The 15,371-nt window shown below is 59.1% G+C and carries 21 protein-coding genes; 20 read left to right on the forward strand and 1 reads right to left on the reverse strand.

Going from position 1 to position 15,371, the window contains the following annotated elements:
• The first annotated feature begins 102 nt into the window (after positions 1-102).
• The 12 genes from fliD to flgJ all read left to right on the forward strand — a co-directional run bounded on the left by fliD (position 103) and on the right by flgJ (position 8,646).
• Positions 103-1,449 (forward strand): flagellar filament capping protein FliD, encoded by a 1,347-nt coding sequence (gene fliD, locus M3P88_RS02590; RefSeq protein ID WP_249614492.1) that lies wholly within the window; start codon positions 103-105, stop codon positions 1,447-1,449.
• Positions 1,450-1,474: 25 nt separating this feature from the next.
• Complete coding sequence (gene fliS / locus M3P88_RS02595) at positions 1,475-1,873, forward strand: flagellar export chaperone FliS (protein ID WP_249614493.1); 399 nt, start codon at positions 1,475-1,477, stop codon at positions 1,871-1,873.
• A complete protein-coding gene (locus M3P88_RS02600; protein WP_249614494.1) occupies positions 1,854-2,135 on the forward strand; it encodes a hypothetical protein in 282 nt (93 codons plus the stop codon). Before fliS ends, M3P88_RS02600 begins: the two co-directional genes overlap by 20 nt.
• A complete protein-coding gene (locus M3P88_RS02605) occupies positions 2,132-3,238 on the forward strand; it encodes a flagellar hook-length control protein FliK (protein ID WP_249614495.1) in 1,107 nt (368 codons plus the stop codon). The genes M3P88_RS02600 and M3P88_RS02605 overlap by 4 nt, the downstream gene beginning before the upstream one ends.
• An 8-nt stretch (positions 3,239-3,246) precedes the next feature.
• Positions 3,247-3,696: a flagellar basal body-associated FliL family protein gene (locus M3P88_RS02610; RefSeq protein ID WP_249614496.1), complete on the forward strand. Its 450-nt coding sequence runs from the start codon at positions 3,247-3,249 to the stop codon at positions 3,694-3,696.
• A gap of 5 nt (positions 3,697-3,701) precedes the next feature.
• Entirely contained in the window at positions 3,702-4,385 is a 684-nt protein-coding gene (fliA, locus tag M3P88_RS02615; protein ID WP_249614497.1) for an RNA polymerase sigma factor FliA, read from the forward strand.
• Between the two features lie 17 nt (positions 4,386-4,402).
• On the forward strand, positions 4,403-5,269 hold the full coding sequence (motA, locus tag M3P88_RS02620) for a flagellar motor stator protein MotA (protein ID WP_249614498.1): 867 nt from the start codon (positions 4,403-4,405) through the stop codon (positions 5,267-5,269).
• Between the two features lie 9 nt (positions 5,270-5,278).
• A complete protein-coding gene (locus M3P88_RS02625) occupies positions 5,279-6,259 on the forward strand; it encodes a flagellar motor protein MotB (RefSeq protein WP_249614499.1) in 981 nt (326 codons plus the stop codon).
• Between the two features lie 213 nt (positions 6,260-6,472).
• Positions 6,473-7,162, forward strand: a complete 690-nt coding sequence (locus M3P88_RS02630; protein ID WP_249614500.1) for a Crp/Fnr family transcriptional regulator — start codon at positions 6,473-6,475, stop codon at positions 7,160-7,162.
• A gap of 62 nt (positions 7,163-7,224) precedes the next feature.
• Entirely contained in the window at positions 7,225-7,494 is a 270-nt protein-coding gene (flgM, locus tag M3P88_RS02635; RefSeq protein ID WP_249614501.1) for a flagellar biosynthesis anti-sigma factor FlgM, read from the forward strand.
• Positions 7,491-7,916 carry a flagellar protein FlgN gene (locus M3P88_RS02640; protein ID WP_249614502.1) on the forward strand — a complete coding sequence of 142 codons (426 nt, stop codon included), beginning with the start codon at positions 7,491-7,493 and terminating at the stop codon, positions 7,914-7,916. The genes flgM and M3P88_RS02640 overlap by 4 nt, the downstream gene beginning before the upstream one ends.
• The gene (flgJ, locus tag M3P88_RS02645) at positions 7,903-8,646 is read left to right on the forward strand and encodes a flagellar assembly peptidoglycan hydrolase FlgJ (protein WP_249614503.1); all 744 of its coding nucleotides are present in this window, start codon (positions 7,903-7,905) and stop codon (positions 8,644-8,646) included. The genes M3P88_RS02640 and flgJ overlap by 14 nt, the downstream gene beginning before the upstream one ends.
• On the opposite strand, the gene flgA is transcribed toward flgJ, so the two are convergent.
• Positions 8,585-9,289, reverse strand: a complete 705-nt coding sequence (gene flgA, locus M3P88_RS02650; protein WP_249614504.1) for a flagellar basal body P-ring formation chaperone FlgA — start codon at positions 9,287-9,289, stop codon at positions 8,585-8,587. The genes flgJ and flgA overlap by 62 nt on opposite strands.
• A gap of 133 nt (positions 9,290-9,422) precedes the next feature.
• Here flgA and flgB point away from each other — a divergent pair, with 133 nt between their 5' ends.
• The 8 genes from flgB to M3P88_RS02690 are packed head-to-tail and all read left to right on the forward strand — an operon-like array spanning position 9,423 to position 15,362.
• On the forward strand, positions 9,423-9,782 hold the full coding sequence (flgB, locus tag M3P88_RS02655) for a flagellar basal body rod protein FlgB (RefSeq protein WP_124736332.1): 360 nt from the start codon (positions 9,423-9,425) through the stop codon (positions 9,780-9,782).
• Positions 9,783-9,785: 3 nt separating this feature from the next.
• Positions 9,786-10,202, forward strand: a complete 417-nt coding sequence (flgC, locus tag M3P88_RS02660; protein WP_124736333.1) for a flagellar basal body rod protein FlgC — start codon at positions 9,786-9,788, stop codon at positions 10,200-10,202.
• Positions 10,202-10,894, forward strand: a complete 693-nt coding sequence (locus M3P88_RS02665; RefSeq protein ID WP_249614505.1) for a flagellar hook capping FlgD N-terminal domain-containing protein — start codon at positions 10,202-10,204, stop codon at positions 10,892-10,894. Before flgC ends, M3P88_RS02665 begins: the two co-directional genes overlap by 1 nt.
• A 2-nt stretch (positions 10,895-10,896) precedes the next feature.
• The gene (locus M3P88_RS02670; RefSeq protein ID WP_249614506.1) at positions 10,897-12,078 is read left to right on the forward strand and encodes a flagellar hook protein FlgE; all 1,182 of its coding nucleotides are present in this window, start codon (positions 10,897-10,899) and stop codon (positions 12,076-12,078) included.
• A gap of 7 nt (positions 12,079-12,085) precedes the next feature.
• The gene (locus M3P88_RS02675; RefSeq protein ID WP_249614507.1) at positions 12,086-12,811 is read left to right on the forward strand and encodes a flagellar basal body rod protein FlgF; all 726 of its coding nucleotides are present in this window, start codon (positions 12,086-12,088) and stop codon (positions 12,809-12,811) included.
• A gap of 15 nt (positions 12,812-12,826) precedes the next feature.
• Positions 12,827-13,615 (forward strand): flagellar basal-body rod protein FlgG, encoded by a 789-nt coding sequence (gene flgG / locus M3P88_RS02680; RefSeq protein WP_249614508.1) that lies wholly within the window; start codon positions 12,827-12,829, stop codon positions 13,613-13,615.
• Complete coding sequence (gene flgH / locus M3P88_RS02685; RefSeq protein WP_249614509.1) at positions 13,612-14,256, forward strand: flagellar basal body L-ring protein FlgH; 645 nt, start codon at positions 13,612-13,614, stop codon at positions 14,254-14,256. The genes flgG and flgH overlap by 4 nt, the downstream gene beginning before the upstream one ends.
• An 11-nt stretch (positions 14,257-14,267) precedes the next feature.
• A complete protein-coding gene (locus M3P88_RS02690) occupies positions 14,268-15,362 on the forward strand; it encodes a flagellar basal body P-ring protein FlgI (RefSeq protein WP_249614510.1) in 1,095 nt (364 codons plus the stop codon).
• Positions 15,363-15,371: the final 9 nt, after the last annotated feature.

Here is a 15,371-nt window from a genome sequence, read left to right on the forward strand (position 1 = left end):
ATGGTTTTATCAAGCGGGCCATTGTTTTGGTAAAAATTCAAGAAAACAGTGTGTTTGGTCGCTAGTCATCACTATGGTGGACTGCCCGAACAGGATATTGCTATGACCGACTTCAATCCCGCCCAGATGGCCAGCCAGATGGCCTCGATCTATGTGCAAGGCGCACGCCTGCAGCTGGATCAGCAAAATAAGGCCAGCAAAGGGCGCAGCGATGCCCTCGCCAGCTTGCAAAAATCGCTGCAGGATTTTCGTAATGCGCTGGATGGGCTAAGCAGCAAAAAAAATATGCTGGCGATGAGCGCAACGGTCTCGCCTGACGGCGCTGCCACGGCTACGGCCACCGGCAAGGCTCAGGGCGGGCGCTATTCGCTGTTTGTCGAGCAAGTAGCCAGTGCGCACCAGATCAGCTTTGTACCGCCCAATGGGCTGGCGGTCGCGACCGGTGAAACCCTGACTGTGAATGTGGGGACAAAAAGCTTTTCGATTTCGCTGAAGGATGCGGATACCGATGGTCAGGCTGGTTTGTCGTCTACCGAGATTGCGCGCGCCATTAACCAGCATAAGGACAATGCCGGCAAGCTCAGTGTCGGTGTGGTGACCGGGCAGGATGGCAGCAGCACGCTGGTCTTGTCGGCCGGTCAGACCGGGTCCAGCAATACGATCACGCTCAGTTCAAGCAATACCGCGCTGAGCGGTGCCGTGACGGCATTCAAGCCGCTGACCGAGGCCAGGGATGCGGTGGTATGGATGGGCGCGAAGGATAGCGGGATCAAGCTGACTCAGGCAAGCAATGCCTTTAGCGTGGTGGATGGCGTGACCCTGAACTTGAGCAAGGCACAGGGTGCGACTGATGCGCCGCTGGTACTGAATGTTGCGCGCAGCGACACCGATACCGCAGCCAATGTGCAGGGCTTTGTCGATGGCTATAACGCGCTGCTTAAAAGCATCAATAGCCTGACGGTGGCCGGTAATGCCGAAAAGGGGCAGGCCGCCGGCGCTTTTGCCTCGGATGCCAGTGTGCGGGCGCTGCGCGAGCGCCTGAATAGCCTGATTCGTCAGGATTTTGGCGGGGTCAAGTTGTCCGATATGGGCATCGCTGCCACCCGTGACGGCACGCTGACACTGGATAAAAGCAAGTTGGGCAAGCTTTTGGACAGCAAGCCGGATGCGCTGGACAGTTTTTTTAGCGGCACGACCGCCGCGGGTGGCCTGCTTAAGGCCGGCAGCGGCTATCTGGATACCTGGCTGAGCTCGACCAAGGGGGTACTTAAGCAGCGCAGGGATTCCGAAACCGGCTTCAAGGCCGATCTGGACAAGCGCCAGGGCCGCATTGATCAGGATTACGACCAGGCTTACCAGCGCTATCTCAAGCAGTACAGCCAGTTGCAGCAGTTGCAGACGCAGATGGCGAAAACCATGGAAATGTTGAACAGCAATCTGGGCGTTTGATGCGCCAGGGGCAAGGGGCGGGAAAATGGATTACGAAGCGTATCGCAATTATCACGCAGTGAATCTGGAGTCGCAGACCAGTCAGGCATCTCCGGTGGAGTTGGTACTGGTGTTGTTTGACGGCCTGATGGAAGAGCTGGCGCGGGCGCGGGCCCACATCGAACACGGCCGCTACGAGGAAAAAGGCGACAGCATCACCAAGTGCATCAATATCCTGAATGGCCTGTCCGGTGCGCTGGATTTTGATAGCGGTGGCGAGGTGGTGACCAATCTGGCCCGCCTTTATGACTACTGCGCCTACCGCTTGTATGACGCTAGCGTCAAGCTGGAAGTGGGTTCGATTGATGAGGTTTTGGCTTTGCTGGCCCAGCTTAAGGGCGGCTGGATCGGCGTCAGGGATCAGCATGAAGCCACCCATCCCTGACCCGCGCGCCCTGATCCATGCGGCCGAAGCGTGCGACTGGGCGCGGCTGGCGCAGCTGGACTTGCAGCTGCAGCATTATCTTGTGCAACCCAATGTCACACACGAGCGTGCCTTATTGCTGGCTTTGCGCGAGGCATATGGCGAAGCCGTCGCCATTTGCAGTGCCCATCGCGCACAGTTGGCGCGGGAAATGGCATTGCTGGCCTCGGCGCGCGAGGGACAGCAGGCGTATGCACTTTTCAGTGAGCCGGAGCTTTTATGATTTCGCCAGCCTTGCCTGTCGTGCCCTCGCGTACCGAAACCGCACCCGCTACACCGCCTGTTGCGGCGGGTGACGCCGCGAGTCCGGATGATTTGCTCTTTTCCAGTTTGTTAGCCCATTTGCCGCAGGAAGAGCAGGTCCCGGGCGAAGAGGCCGAGCGTCAGCCGGAGTCTCCCCTGCCTGATACGGCTGCCGCTGTGATCGCACCGACGCCTGCTTTGCCCGTCATGAGCATGCTGGCGGCCGCTATGATGCCCGCCAAGGATGCGCAGGTAGAGCTAGGCGTATTGCCGGTAGATCAGGGTAGTGACGGTATCGCTGTCGAGAGCCGGCATGCGCTTGTGCACGTCGTGCTCCCTATGCGTGCCGGTGAGGCGGTGCTGGCCGCGGCCGTATTGCCCAGCCTGCCGGTAGTTGATTTGGCTTCCCCTCTATTGCGTCAGGCGGGCGTGCCTGCTCAGCTGCCAGCAAGGCCGGAGAGTATGCCGGCACGGGGGGCGGATACGTCAGCGGTACTGTCTGGCGAAGTTGCGGCCCGCTTTTCGCCTGCCTCGCCGCTGGCGCAGGCCGATGGCGAGACTGGCCGCTTGGCTATCGCCAGTGATGCCGGGATGGGCGTCCCCTGGCCGGCGGGCACCAAGGCTGGCGCGGCACCGTTGCCGGAGTGGGCGCCCCTGACGCTGGATGCGGGCAAGAGCGCCAGCTGGGGCGAATCGTTGCGTAGTGCATTGGGCGAGCGGCTGCAGCTTCAAAGCGCACACGGCATGGATAAGGCGCTGATCCGGCTGGATCCGCCAAGGCTGGGTGCGCTGGAAATCAGCATACGGCATGAAGGAGGCGGACTGTCGGTACAGTTGACGGCTTCCAACCCCGATGTGGTGCGGCAGTTGCAGGCCATAGGCGAGGGCTTGCGTCAGGATCTGGCGCAGCGCCAGTTCTCCCAAGTCAGCGTTGATGTGCGTGAAGGTCAGGCCGGTGCAGGTCAGGGCCAGGGACGACAAGGTGGCCAGCAGCACAGCGGGCAGGCGCCAGGCAAGGCGCTGGCCGAGGCAGATATCCCCGGTGAGGTGTTCGAGCTGGGGCAGGGTTTTAGCAGGGTCTGAGGTTTTTCATGAATAAATCAGTAGTAATCGGCGTAGTGGCCGCGCTGGTCGCGGTGCTATCAGGTGGTGGCGGCATGTATTTCTGGATGAGCCAGTCTGCGCATGCCAAAGCGGCGGAGCCGGTCGCGGCCCCCGTGGTCAAGGATGGCCGTTTTGTCAGTCTGGACAAGGTTATCGTCATGCTCAAGGGGCACGAAGGGGCTAGCCAGCAGTTTATGGCGATAGATCTGGTGTTTCGCACCTCGGACAAGCAGGAAGCCGAAGTCAAGGCGCAATTGCCGTTTTTCCGCAGTATTGCCGTGCGCTCCCTGTCGCAGTTGGGCGCTGCACAAGCCAGCTCCATGAGTGTCGACGCATTCCAGCAGCGCTTGGCGCAGGCATATAAGGCGACGTTTGCCGGCGAGGGGCGAGCGATGCCGTTCTCCGAAGTCATGGTTGCCAAGCTGATTATCGAGTAGCGCGCATGTACGCCGACTACGCCGATACGGCCTTGCAGGATGAAGCCAGCCAGCTGGATGCCTATCTGCCGCTGGTCAAACGCATCGTGCGCCAGCTGTCTTCGCAGTGCGCTGCCGTAATCGAGCGCGAGGATATGGAGCAGATAGGGCTGATGGCCTTATTGGAGTCGCTGCGGCGTTATGGCGTGCCGGATGAGCGCTTTGCCGGCTTTGCCATTTTACGTGTGCGCGGCGCGATCCTGGACGAGTTGCGCCGTCTGGATTGGCGGCCGCGTGCGGTGCGTCAGGATGCGCACCGGGTGCGCGATGGTTTGCGCGAACTGACGCGCAAGCTTGGGCACGAGCCTGGCGAAGCCGAGGCTTGCGCCTTGCTGGGCCTGAGTGCGCAGGCCTATGGGAGTGCCATGCAGGCCGAGAGCGCCGAGGCCATGGCCAGCCTGGACGAACTTTTGGCGGCTGGGCATGAGCCGGGGGGGATGTCGCGTCCGGATGAGGCCTTGCTGGACCGTTTAAGCCTGGCGCAAGCCTTGCGTTTGCTGGATGAGCGCGAGCAGCGCGTGATCCAGCTGTATTACGAATTCGACCTGAGCCTCAAGGAGATCGCGCTGGTGCTCGATCTGACCGAGGCACGTGTATGCCAGATCAACAAGGCCGCGCTGAAAAAAATGAAAATGCGGCTTGCCGCCTGACCCCCTGAAAGTAAAACATGCAGCAACTACTCGGTATTTTCATCGTCCTCGCCTGCGTATTCGGCGGCTTTATGATCCATGGCGGCTCTTTGGCGGTGTTGTGGCAGCCGATCGAGTTGCTGATTATTTGCGGTGCAGCTTTGGGAGCCATCGTGCTGGGCAATCCTGGTCATGTGCTTAAGGAGATGGTCGGCCAGCTCAAGCGTGTCATCCTGCACAAAAAGCAGGGTGCCGAATTTCAGCGCCAGCTGTTGCTCTTGATGTATGAGCTCTTGATTACCGCCAGCCAGGGCCTGAAGGCGCTGGACGAGCATGTGGAAAATCCGGCGCAAAGCCCGCTGTTTACCCGCTATCCGCTGGTGCTGGACGAGCCGAAATTGATGGCTTTTATCGTTGATAACTTCCGCCTGATGGCCATGGGCAAGATCAATGCCCACGAGCTTGAAGGCGTGCTGGATCACGAAATCGAATCCATCGAGGAGGAGCTGGAGCAGCCGTCCAAATCGTTGCACAAAATTTCCGAAGGCATGCCAGGCTTCGGCATTCTGGCCGCGGTGCTGGGTATCGTGATGGCGATGAATAGCGTGGGTGCCGGGGCGACGGCTGGCGATATCGCCGCCAAGGTTGGCGCGGCGATGGTGGGAACTTTTATCGGTATTTTCTTCTGTTACGGCGTGCTGGATCCGCTGTGCAATATGATGCACCAGCAGGTGAAGGAAGAAATGTCCAATTTCGAATCAGTCAAAGTGGTGCTGGTCACCCATGTGGCGGGCAAACCACCGCTTTTGGCTATCGACGCCGGTCGTCGTCTGGTGCAGCTCAATACCAAGCCCAGCTTCTCGCAACTGGAGTTGTGGATTAATGCGCTCGAAGGCGTGAGCTAAGGAGCGGCGATGGCCAGAAAAGACGTGCACCACGAAAGCACCATTATCAAGAAGGTCTCCAAGCGCGGTGGCGACGCCGGTCATGGCGGGGCATGGAAGGTGGCTTTTGCCGATTTCGTACTGGCCTTGATGTGTCTGTTTATGGTGTTGTGGGTGCTGGCGGCGCGTGACCAGGAAAACCTGGAAAAGGTTTTGAATGCAGGCGGCGCGACCATGACGGCGGAAGGAGGCTCGGTGCGGCTGGATCACACGGGCAGTCCCAAAGGCAGTCTGATTCCGCGTGATCCGATTCCCGGTCAGCCGCAAAGCGACAGTCGTGCCCAGACCCAGGTCAAGAGCAGCAGCCAGCCTTCGGCACTGAATGATTCTGCGGGTGCGCGCCAGCGCGTCGACTCCGAGCAGGCGATGCAGAAACTGGCACGCATGATGACGACGCTTTCGATCGAAGCCGGATTAGCCGGCAATATGCAGGCGGTCGTTACGCCTTATGGCTTGCGCATCTTACTGCATGACACCGATGAGCAGGGCATGTTTGAGCGCAGCAGCTCCGCGATCAATGAGCGTTTTCGCCTGTTGCTGGTCAGGATGGGGACGATGTTTCGTGGCATCGAAAACCAGTTGCTGATTGTCGGGCATACCGATTCGCTGCAGTTTCGTAATCAGAGTCATGCCGCTTTTTCCAACTGGAGTTTGTCCAGCAATCGGGCGATGACCGCCCGTGCCCATTTGTTGGATGGCGGTATGCCTCAAGACAGCATCTTGCAGGTGGTCGGTATGGCGGATAGGGCGCCGCTGGACCGTGCCAACCCGGCGGCGGTAGCCAACCGGCGCATCGAGATGCTGGTGCTGACCACCGAGCAGGCACACCAGGTGTCTTCCATGTTCGGCATGCCCGGCCGGACTGAAGCGTTAATGCCGGGTGTGAACTCGGCGCGGCCGGATGTGGCGCCGGCCACCGTGCTGCAAGAGCGCTTGGTCAAGGTGCAATAATGTCAGGCTAAGGGTGTTGTTGCGGTGCAATAAAAAATAGCAGTTTTAAGCGTTTTGTTACACACATGTCATCCCATGCGGTATTATCGCGCATTGGTTATCAATACTCATTGTTATTGAACAATGTTAGTGAAAAGCCGCTTGATTACTGCCAGATTTATTAATAGTGTCTGCTGCTGTATTCGGGTGTTAGGCAAGTGTGAAGCAGAGATCGTGACCCAATATAATGACAATATCCGGCAACAAGTCGCGCAATGCGATTTTTTTGCCGAGCTGGACGAAGATGCACAGGCGCGCTTAATGGAGCTGGGGGTGCCGTTACGCTTGCGTAAGGGGGAGACCCTATTCCGTGAAGGCGATGTGCTGGATGCTATCTATGTGCAACTGTCCGGCCGCATTCAATGCTGTGCCGAAGATGGGAGTGGCAAGCGCTTTGTTTTTCTGTTTAGTAAGCCTGGCGATGTATTAGGGGAAGTGTCCTACCTGGATGGTGGTGGTAGCGCATGGGGATGCTGTGCCGACGAAGAGTGCGAATTGCTGAGATTTCGTCGTCAGGACTTAATGGTAGTGTTCGACGATAAGGACGGTCTGCCTTGTGCCGTCAGCCGGCAGCAGATTCTTTTGCGTCTGGCCGGCATGGTGCGAACCATGTCGCTGGTGGCCCGCAATCTGGCCTTGCTCGATGTCTACGGCCGTATCCGTATCCTGTTCGGCGAGGTGATGGTCGAAACGGATGGCGTCTTGCAGCTGGAAAAAGCCTTTACCCAACAGGAAATTGCCGAACGCATCGGTTCCTCGCGCGAGATGGTGGCGCGCATCCTTAAAGAGCTGGTATACGGGCATTACATCCGTCTGGATAACCGCCGCATCACCTTGCTTAAACCTTTGCCGGAACAGTTTTAAGTTTTTACCGGTTGCTGCCGCCTTATCTAGAGTAACGGGTTCAAGGATAAACGAGGCAAGAGATGCGTATCACACCACAAAGAACAGAACTGCGCGAATTGCCTGCCGGCAAGCGTACCGGTGCGCCCGCTTCTCCTTCGCCTGCCGAGGTGAAGCAAGCCAGTGCGGAGTCTGCGCATATCGCGCCTGCGATGAATGCGCTTTCTGCCATGGCAGAAGTAGACATGGACAAGGTCAGTGCGATTCGTCAGGCGCTCGCGCGCGGTGAAATCGGTTTTGATGCGGATAAGCTGGCCGGGCTGATCGCCCGCTACCATGGCAATCAGGGATGATGAACGCGGCAATGCTCAAGCAGCTGATGGCTGGCATTCAGGCTGATCGGAATGCTTACGCCGAGCTTGAGCGCCTGCTGGAAGCGCAGTTTGGCGCTATCGTGCGCTGCGATGCGTCCCAGTTGGCTGCGCTTGCTGAAAGCATACTGCAGCTGAGTGCGACGCTGGACAGCAGCCGCTGTGAGCGCGAGCGCTTGCTGCTGCAAGCGTTGGGTGTGGTCAGGCTGACTTCGATAGAAGCTTTGTTTATGCGTTTGCCCGTCGATATCGCCACGCGCTGCCGGGCACATTGGGAAGCCTTGGGAAGCCTTGTGCAGCATTGCCAGTCGCTCAATGCGCGCAATGGCCGGCTGATGAGCGAGCAGCATGGCTTGTTGACCCGGGTGATGTTCGGTGACGAGGATGTCTATGTTTCTGCCTGAATCCCGGCGCTTGCCGTTTTTGGTGGCGGGGGAGATGCCGGCTGCGGCCACTTTGCCTGCGCCAGCCTCTGGTGCGGGTCATTCGTTTTCCGCGCTTTACCGGCAAACCCGGCAGGAGGTCAGCGACTATATCCGCCACGGAGAATCGGAGGCGATGCCGGCGCTTTCGCCTGATGGTGCCTGGCTGCATAGCCGGCTTGCCATGCAGGGGGCGCTTGGCGCTGCGCGCACCATTTCGCAGGCGGGCTCGGCGGAAGATTTTGCCAACGCCGTTTTACCTTATGCGCGTCAGGCCGCCAGCACGCTGGGTGTCGCACCGGAGATTATCGCGGCTCATGCAGCGCTGGAGTCCGATTGGGGACGCCGGCCCATCGTGCGCGAGGATGGCTCGCATAGCTTTAATTTGTTCGGTATCAAAGCGGGTGAGGGCTGGCAGGGTGAGCGCACCCGCAGCGTGACCCATGAGTTTGTCGATGGGCAGATGCGCAAAAGCGTTGAGCCTTTTCGTGCCTATCCCGATTACGCAGCAGCTTTTAACGACTATGCGCGCCTGATTTCCTCCAACCCGCGCTATCGTGCCGCTTTAGGAGTAGGCAGTGATGGTGCAGCCTATGCCCGTGCGCTGGCACAAGGCGGCTATGCCACCGATCCGGATTACGCCGCCAAACTCAGTAGTGTGGTGGCGTCTCTGCGCCAGCGTCAGGCGCGTGCAACGACGCCAGCGGGCTAACGCTTCCCGCCGCATTGACCCTGGCCAGGAAAATCCGGCCACTGGCCAGATTCATCACCCGTATGATATCCCCCGCCTTGCCCTGATTTTGTGCTTCTCCGTTAACCCTGACCTCGATGCCCGGGCGTCTGGCGATAATGTCTACCTTGTCGCCGCGCCGGATCAGCACGCGCCCATTGCCTTGGCTGACTGGCGTTGACGGAGGGGGCGATTCCACTTCGGCATCCTGTTTGCGGCCTTGCTCTGCAACTTCCTCTTTGTGACGACCCTGTTGAGCCTTGCTGGGTGCGGCTTCTGTCTTTGGCGTCGGTGGCGCGGGAAGGCGGGCGCGTACGGTCCATATGTTTTGCCACAGCTCAGGGCAGCTCACGGCAAAACGCATGCGCCCGGGGTTGCGGGTATCGATAGCGCGTATTTGCAGTGCTGACGGGCAAGGCGGCAGGCGATCGGCTTCGCGTGGCGGGATAAAGCTCAGTTGCGCATCTGGCGGCTTGTCGCCGGCTTTTGCTTGCGACAGCAGTGCCTGCTTGACCGCGATATCGAGTTGTTGCTGTATGGCGGGCGTGCTGGCGAGCGCGCCCTTGGCCAGACATAACAAGCCAAGCATCAGCGTCTGGCGGCAGGGGTTCGTGAATATTGCCATTCTGGCTGTCTTGGTAATTATTACATGTACGTATCTCGGGGGGCTTATTAATATCCCCTATCAATTTTACCGGTTTATTCTTAACCAGTATCTTGAGTCATAGCAACGGTATTGAACATGGCTAGGGGTGTCAATGGGAATAGCTTTTGACAAGGCGCTGGGTATCCATCCGGAAGCGCTCAAACTAAGGGCGGAGCGTACGCGCATTCTGGCGTCGAACCTGGCTAATGAAAGTACGCCCGGTTACCAGGCGCGCGATATCGATTTTTCTGCCGCGCTGGAGCAGGCGACGAGCGGCGAAGGCGATATGGAAATGGCGCTGGATACGGCGGCAAAATATCGTACGCCCAATCATGCCTCGCTGGATGGCAATACGGTGGAGCTGGGGGTCGAACAAGCCGAGTTTGCCCAGAATACCAGCGACTTCCAGACCAGCCTGACTTTTTTGAATATGAAATTCAGGGGTTTGGCCAAAGCCATTTCGGGACAATAAATCATGTCTTTCAGGGATATTTCCCGCATCGCGGGTTCGGCCATGACGGCGCAGACCATACGCCTGAATACCATCGCCAGTAATCTGGCCAATGCCGAGTCGGCCTCGGGTTCGGAGGCTGTGGCCTATCGCGCGCGCAAGCCGGTGTTTGCCGCCATGGCACAAGGGGGCGCGGATGGCTGGCAGGGCGCGACAGTGGCGGTGCTGGATGTTGTCAAAAGCCCGGCGCCATTGCGCAAGCTGCATGAACCGGGCAACCCGCTGGCGGATGCTGACGGAAATGTGTTCTACCCCAATGTGAATCCGGTCGAGGAAATGACCGACATGATGGCCGCTTCGCGTGCTTTTCAGACCAATGTCGAAGTGATGACCCGGGTGCGTTCCATGCAGGGTGACCTGCTCAAGCTGGGAGAAGGGTGATGGCAGTTTCGGGTGTGACAGTCGAGGAGCGGCACACTGGCGGCGCCAAGGGGGAGACACCGGTTGCCAAGGCCGCCGGTCAAGCCCTGGGCGATGCTGACATGTTTATGACTTTGCTGATGGCGCAGATCAAGAATCAGGATCCCTTGTCGCCCAGCGACCCTGCCCAGTTCGTTAATCAACTGGTGCAGATGAACCAGATGCAGACTTCGCTTTCCATGCTGTCCGAGCTCAAGGGCAATGCTTTGATGTTGCGCGAGTTGCAGGGTTTGGCGCTGGGGGGGCAGGTCGGGCATTTGTCGCGGGTTTCTACCTATAGGCTTGAACTGTCGACCGCTTCGGGTCCGCTGAGCGGCCATCTGACGCTTTCCGGTGCGGAAAAAGCGGTTTCGGTGACGCTCACTGCGGCTGATGGCAGCCAGACCAAGGTGGATCTTGGGGCGCAGCCGGAGGGGGCGTTTGCTTTCAGTATTGATCCGGCGGCGCTGAAATTGCCTGCCGGGCATTATGAAGTCAGCGTGCAAACCGCATCCGGCAAAAAACCGATGCTCGAGTTCGAAGCACGTATCGAGGGGGTGCGTCTGCCGGTGTCCGGTGGTGAGCCCTTGCTGCGCCTGGCAGGTCTGGGCGAATTTCCTGCTTCTTCCATTACCCAGCTGCGCGGTGCTGCTAGCCGCGATGCTCAAGGATAGTCATGAGTCTAGAAATCGCAGTTTCCGGCATTAACGCAGTCAGCAGCCAGCTGGACAGCATCAGTAACAATATTGCCAACGCCTCGTCCTATGGCTACAAGACAGGTCGCACCAACTTTGCCTCGCTCTATGTGGGCTCGCAGGCGATGGGGGTCGGTATTTCCTCCAAGACGCAAGACATTGCCCGCATGGGCGGGATGCAGTCGACCGGCCGCTTGCTGGATGCGGCTATTGACGGCAGCGGCTTCTTTATTACCCGTGGCAGCGATGGCTCGGACCAGTACACGCGGGTCGGCATGTTTAATACCGACAAAGACGGTTTTCTGGTCGATGGTTCGGCGCGCCGTGTACAGGGCTATGCCATGAATGCGACCAATGGTGCACTGGGCGCGCTGGGCGATCTTAAGATTCCGTCGGGCCAGATCCCGGCTATGGCCAGTACTGCGCTCAAGTACACCGGTAACCTGTCTACCGCGTGGACAAAGATGAGCGGCACTTTCGACAAGAACGACCCCTCGACTTTTAATGCTTCGACGGTGTCGGTGGTGTATGACTCGCGTGGCGACAAGCATAATCTGACCCAGTATTTTGTCCGTACGGGCGACAATGAAGTCCAGGTGCAATATACGCTGGATGGCAAGCCTGCAGCGGCGCCCGCTACGCTGACTTTTGGTGCGGATGGGCAATTGAGCGTGCCGGCCATCAACTCATTGAACTTGGGTACGCCTGTGGGGGCGGCCCCCTTGACGGTCAATGTCGACTATTCGGGTACCACCTTGTTCGCCGGCGAAAGCACCACCCTGGCCAATAGCGTGAACGGCTATGCCTCGGGCGTGATGACCGGTGTGCGTATCGAAAGCAATGGCGAACTGGTCGCCCAATACAGCAATGGCCAGCGCATGGCCGTCGGGGTCTTGGCCATTGCCAACTTCCCTAACGAAGCCGGGTTGTCGCCGGTATCCGGTGCCAGCTGGATAGATTCGCCTGCTTCCGGTACCGCCGTGGTGTCGGTGCCGGGTAATGGCAAGGCTGGCGTATTGGCGGCCGGTGTACTGGAAGGCTCCAACGTCGATATGACGGGGGAGCTGGTGAAACTGATGAGTGCGCAGCGCAGCTATCAGGCCAACACCAAGGTGATTACCGCCGAGAGTCAGGCGATTCAAGCCCTGATGCAGGCAATCTAAGGCGATTATGGACGCGCTGATTTTTACCGCCATGAGCGGAGCCAACCGTGCACTCAAGGCGCAACAGGTGCATGCCAATAATCTGGCGAATAGCGAAACCGGTGGTTTTCGTGCCGATTTTGGCGTGGCGCGCAGTCAGGTGGTCGCCGGTAGCGGTTTTGATGCCCGTCATGTAACAAGGCTGGAGCCCTCCGCGGTCAATAGCCGCCCCGGAGCGATTCATGCGACCGGGCGCGAGCTGGATGTGGCGATCGAGGGCGAGGGCTTTCTGGCGGTGCTGGATGGCGGGCAGGAAGTGTATACCCGCGCCGGCAGTCTGGATGTCGGCCCGGATGGCCGGTTGAGCGTGCAGGGCCGTCCGGTACTGGGCGATGGCGGTGCGATCACGCTGCCGCCATTTAGCCAGCTGGCGATTGCCGCCGATGGCACGTTATCGGTGCAGGCGCAGGGTGAGGCGCTGATGCAGCCGGTGGGCCGGCTTAAGCTGGTCAGGCCGGTGCCGGAAGAGCTCAGCAAGAATGGCAACGGCTTCATTATCAGCCGTGCCGGCGGGGCTTTGCCGGCCGACGATACCGTGCGCGTCAAGGGCGGGCATCTGGAGCGCAGCAATGTGTCGGCAGTCGAGGAAATGATTGCGACCATGGCTTTGGGGCGCGATTTTGAATTGCAGATGAAAATGTTCAATACCGCCAGCGAAATGGCCGATGCCGGCAATCGTCTGGTACGCGGCTAAGCCAAGGAGAAGATCATGAATCCGGCTTTATGGATCAGCAAGACCGGCATTCAGGCGCAGGATGCGCGCCTGGGCGCGATTGCCAACAATCTGGCCAATGCCAATACCGTGGGCTTCAAGCGCGATCGCCTGGTGTTTGAAGACTTGTTCTACCAGGTCGAGCGTCAGCCTGGCGCGCAGGTCGATGCCAATAATCTGGCCCCTTCCGGGGTGCAGTTTGGCAATGGCACGCGTCTGGCCGGCACGCAGAAGGTGTTTACCGGTGGCGCGATTTCCACGACTGGACAAGCCATGGATGTGGCGATTATCGGTCAGGGTTTTTTGCAGGTGCAGATGGCCGACGGCAATACCGGCTATACCCGTGCGGGACAGTTGCAGGTCAATGCCGAAGGGCAGTTGGTGACTGCGCAGGGGCTGCCGCTGGTGCCTGGCATGACACTGCCGGCCAATGCCACATCGGTCACCATTAACGAAAGCGGCCAGGTGTCTGTTGGTGTGCCCGGCTCGACCCAGTTGCAGGCCGTGGGTCAGTTGACGCTGGCCAGCTTCGTCAATCCGACGGGCTTGCTGGCCTTGGGCGGCAACCTGTTTCAGGAAACCGACGCCAGCGGCGCGCCGGTTGAGGGTAATCCGGGCGCGGATGGCATGGGCAAGCTCAAGCAGGGTGCGCTGGAGGGCTCGAATGTGCAGGTGGTCGAAGAAATGGTTGAAATGATTGCGGCGCAGCGCACTTATGAAATGAATACCAAGGTGCTGTCGGCTGCCGACAATATGATGCAGAACCTGGCTCAGTCGGCACGATGAGATCCGTATTCTGGCTTGGCCTGGTTTTGCTTGCCGGTTGTGCCCAGATACCGCAGGTCAGGGAAAGCGAGCCCGAACTGCCACCGGTTCCTTTGGCTAGTGCCAAGGGTAGCGGTGGTGGCGTGTTTTCGGCCTATGGCGCGGCATCTTTGGTGGCGGATAAGCGCGCGTTTCGTCCGGGCGATGTGCTGACGGTCGTGCTGGAAGAAACCACCCAGGCGAGCAAACGTGCCGGTACCCAGTTCGATAAGAAGTCCGGGGTGGAAATCAGCCCGGCCGTGATTGGCAGTAATAGTTATAAGACCAATGTCGGCATAGATGCCGGACGTAATTTCAATGGCGCCGCCTCGTCATCGCAGCAAAATAGCCTGTCCGGCTCATTGACGGTTGTGGTGCAGCAGGTCTTGCCCAACGGTCTGATGCTGGTCAAGGGTGAAAAACAGCTGACCCTGAATCAGGGCGAAGAGTATTTGCGCCTGGCCGGCTATGTCCGCGTCGATGATGTGGATAGCAATAACCGTATTTCCTCGCAACGCATAGCCAATGCCCGTATCGGTTACGCCGGGCGTGGTGCTTTGAGCGATGCCAACGCCGCCGGCTGGCTGATGCGCGTGTTCAATAGTCCATGGATGCCGTTTTGAAAGGCTAGTTGATGCCGTTCTTTCCCCTGCTGCGCCTGTTGCTGCTCTGTGTGCCGGTGCTGGCACAGGCGCAGTTATTGCGCAATCTTGTCAGTATCGAAGGCATACGCGAGAACCAGTTGATCGGTTACGGTATTGTCGTCGGGCTGGATGGCTCGGGCGACAATGCCCAAGTGAAATTTTCCGGTCAGTCGGTTGCCAACCTCTTGAACCAGTTCGGCCTCAAACAGCCGGAGAGTGGTGGTGCCAAGGTTAAAAATGTGGCCGCCGTGATGGTGAGCGCAGTGTTGCCGCCCGGTTACCGCAAGGGGCAAACGATAGACGTGAATGTGTCGTCGCTGGGCGATGCCAAGAGCCTTAGGGGCGGCACCTTGTTATTGACGACGCTGAAGGCGGCCGATGGCGAGGTCTATGCGCTGGCTCAGGGTAGCGTGGTGGTGGGCGGCTTGTCGGCGCAGGGCAAGAGCGGCTCCAGTGTTACCGTTAATACCCCGACTTCCGGGCGCATTCCTAATGGCGCTTCGGTCGAGCGCGAGATCAGCAGCGATTTTGACAGCGGGCCCAGCATCCGCCTGAGCCTGAAACGGCCTAATTTCCAGACCTCGACCAATATCGTCAACACCATCAACCGCCAGTTCGGCACGCTGGCCTCGACCCGCGATGCGACCTCGATCGAGGTGCTGGCACCGCTTAACCCGACCGAGCGGGTGGCTTTTGTTGCCCGCCTGGAGCGGCTGAATATCACCACCGGCGACGAGTTGCCGCGCGTGGTGTTCAATTCGCGCACCGGTACCGTGGTCATCAGCCAGGGCGTGACCGTGCGCGCCGCTGCCGTATCGCATGGCAGCTTGCGCGTGATTATCGGTGAGCAGGATGCGGTCAGCCAGCCCAATGCCTTTGCCGGCGGACGTACCGAAGTGGTGCCGCAATCCCAGGTGCAGGTGGCAGAAGGCAATGGCCGCATGTTCCGCTGGCCGGCCGGGGTCAAGTTGCAAAGCATTATCGATACCGTCAACAGCATAGGCGCGTCGCCTGACGACATCATGTCCATCCTGCAGGCGCTGGATCAGGCTGGCGCGATAGATGGCGAGCTGATAGTCATTTAAGGAAAAATC

Source organism: Craterilacuibacter sp. RT1T (genome assembly GCF_023502145.1).
Taxonomy (GTDB): Bacteria; Pseudomonadota; Gammaproteobacteria; order Burkholderiales; family Chromobacteriaceae; genus Craterilacuibacter.